We start from the raw sequence: 8,740 nt of genomic DNA on the forward strand, positions 1-8,740 counted from the left end.
CTTCACTTCTAAGTTATTCAAGAGCTCATATCGTCTTAGCCCTATTTCCTTTTTCGTAAAAAAGCAATCACTGAAGCAATTTGCCTCAGTGATTGCTTTTATCCTAAATAGAATATTTTCTCTTTAATAAAGCAGCACCTGAAAAACCAATCAATCCCATGCCCAGCAAGGCTAGCGCTAAACTTTCAGCTTCACCAGTTTGCGGCAATTCTTTCGTTGAATCAGCGTTTACTTTTTTATACTCTTTAATATAACTACTTTTCGCCGCAGTTGTTACATTTCCTACTCCAGCATTACTAGTAGCTTTATCATTGCTTTGATTATTATTCTGTGTCACAGTAGTTGATCCATTGTTCAGATCTTTATCACCTGTTACGGGTTCTTCTTTTGGTTCTTCTTTTGGTTCTTCTTTTGGTTCTTCTTTTGGTTTTTCCTCAGTTAATACTAGAGCAAAGCCCGCATCATACCCTTGCTGATAACTTTCAGTTTTGCCAATATTTGGATCTTTTTGTTTATTCAATTTAAGATCGTTAAATCCAATTTTTAAGCCTGCTAAGTAATCAACAGCTTTCTCTAAAGTCTCTGATTTTGCTTTTATTTCAGCTTTAGCAATACTAATTTCTTCTTTTAATGCAGCTATATTTTCTTTAATTTCAGTGATTTCACTTTGAAGGCGTTCCATTTCAGCCTTAGCTGTCGCAAGTGCTTGTTTTGCTTGGTCATACTTTTCTTGTTGTGCTGTTAATTCTTTTTTAGCATCAGCAATCGTTTGATTCGCAAAATCAATAGCTGGCTGCCAATAGTCTTTAGCTTCCTCTAATTCTATGTTTTTTTCTGCTACTTCAGATTTTATAGCATCAATCGTATCTTGCGAGTCAGCTAGAGCAGTAGCACTTTCTTTAATTGCCTCATCAGCAGCAGCTACCACAATTGTTCGATCTTTGATTGCTTGATCCTTTTCAGCCTGTGCATCGTACATTTCACTGATCTTTACTTCTTGATTTTGGTAAGCTGATTGACAAGCTTCTTCAGCCTCGGTAATCAGCTGCGCCGCTTGATCTTTGATCGCTTGCGCCTCAGTAATTTTTCCATTCATTACTTGTTCAGTCGTTTGTTGATCAATCAATGTCTGCTGGTACGCTGCTGCCGCATCATTTTTTTCAGCTATTGCATTAGCAACAGCAGCTTTGGCCGCCTCGTTTCGATCATTTTCAGTGGCTACTGCTGTATTGAATGTCAGCAATCGGTTGTTGAGCTGCACTAATTCCGCTTCTACCGTCCTTAATTCCGCTTGTTTGGAAGTATATTCGGGATTGCTTGCATCCAGCTCTGCTAATTCAGCAGTCAAAATTGTGATTTCTTGCAATACCTGCCCTCGAGTATTTTCTAGCATATTGATTTGTGGTACAGCATATGCTAATACAGCTTCATAAACTTTTTGTACTTGCTCAGCAGCTGCTTGTGCACTACTTTGAGCTACTTGTTTATTTTCAAAAACTGATAAGGCCGCTTCTACTGCTTCTGTAGCTGCTACTTTTTCTGCATTCGCCTCAGCGATTATTCCATCTTGCGCGTTGATATTTTGGACAACTTGTTGCAAATTAATTTCTACTTCTTGAATCAATCTTTCTGAATCATAAAAGTCAGTGACCGCTTGTTGATATGCTCCTTCTGCAGCTTGGACTTTAGCCTCCGCTTTCTGAATCTCGACTTGCTTTTCTGAGACTAATTCGTCATGCAACCCTTTTTGCTTATCATATCCTACTTGTGCGTCTTTTAAGGCTGCGTTTGCTTCATCAACAGCTACTTGCTTTTCTGCAATTTTTTCTTCAATAGTTTTCAGTTCATTTTCTGCCGTAAGTACCGCATCATCATGAGACTTTTGTGCTGCTACTAACGCTTTTTCTTCCCCTACTAATTCGGCTTCAAGCTCAGTTATTTGCTCTTTAGCCACCGCTAATGCACTTTTTAGACTACTAATAGTTTCTTTTGCATCCATAATTGCTTGTTTTTCTTTATTTTTTAATTCAACTAATTTTTCTTTCGCTACTGCTAACTCTTCTTTTGCGTGTTGAATTGCTGCAATAGCCACATTTTCTAGTTCTATATATTTCTTTTCATCATACACGTAAATAAGCGTTTTCGCTTTTTCTGTTACTTTAATAGGTGTGACCTCTTTTGCTTGACTTGACAATGGTGCCGCTGCAATAGAACTTAATGTTGCTGAAACTACTAGCGATTGCAAAAAAAACTTTTTTTTCAAAATTTATCTCTCCTTTTTTTTAGACTCCAACCAACAATTGTCAAATGACCTTCCTAAAATACTTATGTTCACTCTTTTCAAAAAGTTCACATCAAAAATTGAAAACTATCATTTTCACTACAAAATAAAACTAAAACGATTTTATAAATTTCTTTTTAATAACACTTTGGATTATACCATCTTTATAAAGCCTAATAAATTCATCTTTTTAATTTTTCGTAAAAGATTGAAATACATTGATATAAAGCTTTTTTACTTCAAAAAATTATTTGTTGATTGAAAATAAAAAATAAATAAGATAACAAATAGTAGAGATAAACAATAATAATATTAAAATAAAAAATCCCCCTTCTTTTAATATTAATTGTTCTGAAAACTATAAACAGATTTCTTTTATTTTTTATAGCTTATTTGACTATGCACAAAAAAAGTAGAAGTGCTTGCTAAAATAGCAAGCACTTCTACTTTGATGTTATCTATTAAGCTTGTCGAATTTTTTTTATGATCGCTTCAGCTTCAGCAAGATTCATTTGTTTCGCATTACGTAATTCTTTTGACACTCTAATAATTTCTTCATCTCTTGCACCTGCAGTAATCGCTAATGACCGACTTTGCATCGCCATATGACCTTTTTGAATCCCATCCGTTACTAACGCTCGGACTGCCGCTAAATTTTGCGCTAATCCAGTTGCAACAATGACCTCACTTAACTCGGCCGCACTATTTATAGCTAATAACTTTAAACTAGTTTGGGCTTTAGGTAAGACTTTTGTCGCCCCACCTACGATACCGACTTTCATGGGAACAACTAACTTACCATGAAGTGTTTCTCCATCTATCCACCAATCAGTTAAGCCTTCATAGCGACCGTTACGCGCTGCATAAGCATGGACTGCTGCCCCAACTGCCCGTGTGTCATTTCCGGTTGCTAATACTACTGCATCAATACCATTCATGATTCCTTTATTATGCGTTGTTGCTCGATAAGGATCTAATTTACTGAATTCACTAGCCGCAACGATCTTCTCGGCTACTTTTTCTCCGATACTCTTTAGTGTGATCTCACACCGAGCTTCGACTAGAGATTTCGTGGCATAATTGCTTAAAATACTAAATAATACGTCTGAATTAGGTAAAATATTCTCGATTTCTCCTGCAACAGCCTCCAAAATTGTATTTAAAATATTTGCGCCCATTGCGTCTAGTGTCTCAACTGCTAAATCGATCGATAAATAACCTTTTTCAAAAATTCGGATCGTTATCGATCTCAATCCCCCGCCACGACGATAAATCGATGGATAGCTTTCCTCGGCCACTTTAAATAATACTTTTTCATTAGCTAAGATCACTTTACGATCATTTTCAGCATCTTCGACATTACGTAAGACGATTTGACCAATCATTTCTTGATTGATGACAGTTGTCTTGAAACCACCTGAATTTGCAACAATTTTACCAGCATTGCTTGCCGCTGCGATTACCGAAGGCTCTTCTGTAGCCATCGGGATAAGTTTCTCTTTACCATTAATGATAAAATTTTGCGCTAAGCCAAGCGGGATGGAGTACTCACTAATCTGATTTTCAATCAGATTAGTGGCTACTCCTGCAGGCAAAGTCGTTTCATTAATTAGTTGTGCTGCTTCTTTAACAGAAAGATGCTTTTCTTTAACTAATTTTGCTAAACGTTCAGATTGCGTCATTTGATAAAATTTTTTTTTTATTATTTCTTGAGACTCAGACTTTTTTAGCAGCAATGCTAGGCCTAGGCCTCCGCCGATACATAAGCTAGCAATCCCACGTTGTTTATCTTCTTGATATAGCTCAGAAAGTAAAGTCGTTACAATACGTGTACCGCTAGCGCCGATTGGATGACCTAAAGCAATCGCACCACCATAAATATTTACCTTTTCAGCTGGGAGCTGTAGCTCCTTCAAAACAGCGACTGATGCTGATGCAAAAGCTTCATTGATTTGGAATAGATCAATATCCTCAATAGAACGAGCCGTTTTTGCCATCAATTTATTGATAGCAAAAATCGGTGCTACACCCATGATACTAGGATCAATCCCGACTTCACTATAGCCTTCAATAATTGCTAAATAATCTAATCCCTGTTCAATTGCATAAGACTTAGAAGCTAGTATTACCGCAGATGCTCCATCATTAAGTGTGGACGCATTAGCCGCTGTTACGACACCATCTTCTTTGAAAACTGGCTTCAAGGAACTGATTTTTTCTAGTGTCGTATCTGCTCGAATCCCCTCATCTTCTATAAATAAACTACCATCCGAAAGTGGAACTGCAACGATTTCAGAATCAAATTTTCCATTTTTCCGGGCAGCTGCCGCTTTCATTTGAGAATCAAATGCATACTGATCTTGCATTTCACGCGTAACTTTATATTCGACTGCTACTTTTTCAGCGGTTAAACCCATGTGTTTGCCACTAAAGGCATCTGTCAAACCATCATAAATCATACTTGATTTAGGCTCCTGCCATTCTTGAGTCGTATAGTCAAAACGAGTAAATTTTGGCGCTTGTGACATGCTCTCTGTTCCACCAGCAATTACAACCTTAGCATCACCTAATAAAATTTGCTGCATCGCAAAAATAATTGATTTCATTCCTGATCCACAGACTTCATTGATTGTAGTTGCAGGTACCTCATATGACAAACCAGCTTTTATGGCCGACTGACGAGCAACGTTTTGTCCATTACCAGCTTGCAAAACATTTCCCATAAATACCTGTTCTACTTGTTCAGCTTTTAACTCTGAACGTTTAAGAGCTTCTTCTATTACAATAGCACCGAGTTCTACAGCTGAAACGTCTGCCAATTTACCTTTATATCTACCGATTGGTGTTCGCACTGCACTTAAAATGACTACTTCTTCCAACGGGGCACCTCCAATTTTTCATTAAAAATCACGCATAAGTATAGCATAGATAGTTTTATAATTTCTTAAGATTCAAACTTACCTAATTATACCCTTTCTATGATATATTTACTTTTGGGATAAAAATATCTTTCGGTTACATAATGTACAAATGAAAGAACTATATAGAATAAAAATGAAGGTTCATTAAAAATGGATTTTAAAATAGAATTTAGGGGGAGCAATATGAAAATAGGGATTGATAAAATTGGTTTTCACGTACCAGAATATTTTTTAGATATGACCGATTTGGCCAATGCACGTGAAACAGATCCTAACAAATTTCACATAGGCTTAGGACAAGATCAAATGGCGATCATTCCTGCCACACAAGATATCGTCACACTAGGAGCAAGTGCTGCTGCAAAAATACTAACTGATGAAGACAAACAAAGCATCGATATGGTGATTGTTGGCACAGAGTCGAGTACAGATTTTTCAAAATCAGCTGCCTCTATCATCCATGATTTATTAAATATTCAACCTTACGCTCGCTCTTTCGAAATCAAGCATGCGTGTTATGGAGGCACCGCTGCATTACAACAAGCACATGATTATGTAGCCCTTCATCCTGAAAGAAAAGTTTTAGTTATTGCTGCAGATATTGCTAAATATGGGTTAAATTCTGGTGGCGAACCCACACAAGGTTGTGGAGCAGTCGCTATGTTAGTAACAAAAGAACCGCATATTTTAGCCTTTAATAACGATAGTGTCTTCTATTCAGAAGATGTCTATGATTTTTGGCGTCCAGCCGGTCATGATTATCCTGAAGTCGATGGACATTTATCAAATCAAATCTATATTGATTCTTTCACTCGGATTTGGGAGCAGAATAAGGCCATCAATCATACTACAAGTTCTGACTATGCTGCGTTAACATTCCACTTACCTTATACAAAAATGGGACGAAAAGCTTTACGCGCTATTTTTCCTGAAATGGATGAAGTGGAACAACAGCGACTTGAAGCACGCTATGATGAAGCGATTTTGTATAGTCGCCAAGTAGGAAATCTCTATACCGGCTCGCTGTACTTAGGTCTAATTTCATTACTAGATAATAGTAAATTAGCGAGTGGTGATCGGATTGGTTTATTCAGCTATGGTTCTGGCGCGGTCAGTGAATTCTTTTCAATGACTTTGATGGAAAATTACCTAGACTATTTGACTGTTGAGAAAAATAAAGCCTTACTAGCTACTCGTACAGCTTTGACGATTGAGGCATATGAAAAAATGTTTAGTGAAAAATTGCCACTTGAAGAAAAAGAGTATCAATTTGACGACGCTACTCCTTTTGCTATCAACAAAACAAAAGGCTTTATTCGCTACTATAATAAGTAAAAAAAGACAGCTTCAAGGCTGTCTTTTTTTATTTACGTTTTCACAAATATTTTTCATGCTATAATTCATTTATTAAAGGAGGCAATTTATTCATGAATATTTTATATATATCAATTTCAGGTAATACTCGCGCTTTTGCAAAAAATTTAGCTAGCTATGCTGTAGAACAGCACAACATGGATTCAACCAATCCTTTGATAACATTAAAAGAAATCTCTGATAATAGTCCGTTGGAAATTGAAAAGGATTTTTTCTTTACTTTCGTCCCTACCTATCTTGAAGGCGGCAACGGGATTGATAACGGAGACACTGAAATTTTGACTGAAGTTATGCGAGAATACTTGGAGTATGAAGATAATTATAAAAATTGTTTGGGTGTCGTCGGTAGCGGTAATAAAAATTTTAATTATCAATACTGCTTGACAGCAAAACAATACAGTGAGGCGTTTGGCTTTCCTTTTATTGCCGATTACGAACTCCGAGGAACCAAAGCTGATTGTCAAAGAGTATATCAAGAACTGAAAAAATTAAGTTAAATTAGATTTATTCTCATTATTTTATTGACTTTCTATCATTTAAGGTGCATCCTTTAAAAAACTATTCCATCTAATGAAAGGTGTGTTGAGATGAAGAAAGTGGCAATTATTGGTGTAGGTCATGTTGGCAGTACAACTGCTTATACCTTGATTTCAAAAAATATTATTGATGAATTAGTGCTTTTCGACCCAAATGTCGATTTAATTCACGCTGAAATAAATGATTTGCTTGATGGGCAGATGGAACAAAATCATCAAGTCAAAATTATTGATTCTAATTTATCCGAACTAGCTGATACTGACATTATTATCTTTTCTGCTGGTGATATTTCTCTTGTTAAAGGCAATCCTGATCGTTTTGCAGAATTAAATTTAACGAAAAAAATTGTTGAAGAATGGGCACCTAAAATCATAGCTACCAATTTCTCGGGGATTATTTTAAATATTACTAATCCTTGTGATGTTGTCACTCAGTATTTACAGGAATTAACTGGACTCCCCAAAGAGCGAGTGATCGGTACGGGGACCTCTTTAGATACTAGCCGAATGAAACATGCAGTTAGCGTACATTTAGGTGTTCATCCTTCTGCAATTTCTGGTTACGTCATCGGAGAACATGGAGAAAGTCAATTCGTCGCTTGGTCTACTGTTCGAGTAGCTGGATGTCCAATTACTGATCTATTAACTGCTCAGGCATTAAACCAATTAGATATAGCTGCACGTAACGGTGGCTGGGTCACTTTCCAAGGCAAGGGTTATACCTCTTATGGTATAGCGATCCAAGCCGCAAAAATTACTCAAGCTATCTTGAATGATAACCATTTGATCGTCCCTATTACTCACTATCATCCAGATGAGAAGTGCTATGTTGGCGATCCAGCTAAAGTAACTAAATATGGTCTTGATGAAAGCTATCCCCTTAAACTTTCCAAATCAGAGAAAGAGAAATGGATCCATACAATAAAAACTATTCATTCAATGTATTCTGCTATCTGACCCCAAAAAAAATAAAAAGCCATCTGCAAAAATTTGATTTTTGCAGATGGCTTTTTATTTGAATTCTATCAGTGTAGCATTTGGAGTACGGTATTCAAAAACTTCTTCATTTTTCAGAGGTTCAAAATAATTTTTAATAGCTCGAATAACTGAATTATGACATACCAGTAAATATATGTTTTCCGGATCCTCTTCAATTTCCTTTAGTAAAGGAACAACCCGAGCATAAACATCCATCAAAGATTCTCCTTCAGGATAACGTAAAGCAAACTGTGTTCTATTTTGAAGATATTCCTCTTGTTTATCACTAGTACCATCATATTTACCATAATCTAATTCAATTAGACGTTCATCAACTACCATGGACAAACTATTTTTTTGAGCAACTAAGCGAGCCGTTTCTTTAGCACGCTTCAAAGGAGAATGAATAATTTTAGTAATTGGAACTTCTACTTTTTTTACTTCCTCAGCTAATGATTTCGCTTGTAGGTATCCAATAGCGGACAAATCAATATCGCTGCGACCAGAAATAATTCCTTTTTCATTCCATTCAGTTTCTCCGTGTCTAGCTACATAAAGCAAATCGGCTCTCTCCATTTCTTATCATATAATAAAAAAAAACTATCCACAGAGTGAATAGTTACAATTGCGTGGCGACGTCCTAATCTCAC

General features: G+C 36.4%; 6 protein-coding genes. 3 read left to right on the forward strand and 3 right to left on the reverse strand.

Annotation, left to right across the window (positions count from 1 at the left end; translation table 11 throughout):
• Positions 1-103: 103 nt before the first annotated feature.
• On the reverse strand, positions 104-2,263 hold the full coding sequence (locus RV04_RS11295) for an LPXTG cell wall anchor domain-containing protein (protein ID WP_071858575.1): 2,160 nt from the start codon (positions 2,261-2,263) through the stop codon (positions 104-106).
• A 479-nt stretch (positions 2,264-2,742) separates the two neighbouring features.
• Positions 2,743-5,160: a hydroxymethylglutaryl-CoA reductase, degradative gene (locus RV04_RS11300; RefSeq protein ID WP_071858576.1), complete on the reverse strand. Its 2,418-nt coding sequence runs from the start codon at positions 5,158-5,160 to the stop codon at positions 2,743-2,745.
• A gap of 225 nt (positions 5,161-5,385) precedes the next feature.
• On the opposite strand from RV04_RS11300, the gene RV04_RS11305 reads away from it, so the two are divergent.
• The 3 genes from RV04_RS11305 (at position 5,386) to RV04_RS11315 (ending at position 8,069) form a co-directional block, all read left to right on the forward strand.
• Positions 5,386-6,537, forward strand: coding sequence for a hydroxymethylglutaryl-CoA synthase (locus tag RV04_RS11305; protein ID WP_071858577.1), 1,152 nt, complete (start codon positions 5,386-5,388; stop codon positions 6,535-6,537).
• A gap of 92 nt (positions 6,538-6,629) precedes the next feature.
• Entirely contained in the window at positions 6,630-7,073 is a 444-nt protein-coding gene (gene nrdI, locus RV04_RS11310; protein WP_071858578.1) for a class Ib ribonucleoside-diphosphate reductase assembly flavoprotein NrdI, read from the forward strand.
• 90 nt (positions 7,074-7,163) lie between these two features.
• A complete protein-coding gene (locus RV04_RS11315; RefSeq protein WP_071858579.1) occupies positions 7,164-8,069 on the forward strand; it encodes a lactate/malate family dehydrogenase in 906 nt (301 codons plus the stop codon).
• Positions 8,070-8,123: 54 nt separating this feature from the next.
• Here RV04_RS11315 and RV04_RS11320 read toward each other — a convergent pair whose 3' ends face one another.
• Entirely contained in the window at positions 8,124-8,651 is a 528-nt protein-coding gene (locus RV04_RS11320; protein ID WP_071858580.1) for a histidine phosphatase family protein, read from the reverse strand.
• Positions 8,652-8,740 lie beyond the last annotated feature (89 nt).

Source organism: Enterococcus hermanniensis (assembly GCF_001885945.1).
Classification (GTDB): Bacteria; Bacillota; Bacilli; order Lactobacillales; family Enterococcaceae; genus Enterococcus_A; species Enterococcus_A hermanniensis.